Below are 266 nucleotides of genomic sequence, written 5' to 3'. Positions count from 1 at the left end.
AGCTTCTTGTGCTTTACGTTTATAGGTTTGGTCTTCTTCTTTCGTTGAGAAGACAGATAACTTAATCAATTGCTGAGTAATAGTAGAACCACCTTGCGTGATACCACCGGCCCTTAAGTTACTGATGAAAGAACCAACAATCCGAATTGGGTCAATTCCAATGTGTGTGTAAAAACGTTGGTCTTCAATGGAAGTAACAGCATCTTTTAAGACTTGTGGAATCTGCTCTGCAGTAGCTTCTTCACGATTCTCGCCACCAATTTCTG

1 protein-coding gene is annotated in these 266 nt (G+C 40.6%); it reads right to left on the bottom strand.

What is annotated here, in order from left to right; all coding sequences use genetic code 11:
* Nucleotides 1–266: biosynthetic peptidoglycan transglycosylase (locus tag RMT89_RS43455; protein WP_315889272.1), on the bottom strand; the 266-nt coding region annotated here is incomplete at both ends.

This window comes from Streptomyces sp. P17, assembly GCF_032436805.1.
In the GTDB taxonomy this organism is placed as follows: Bacteria; Actinomycetota; Actinomycetes; order Streptomycetales; family Streptomycetaceae; genus Streptomyces.
The sequence above is the reverse complement of the archived record's forward strand: the minus strand, read 5'-3'. Positions and strand labels throughout refer to the sequence as shown.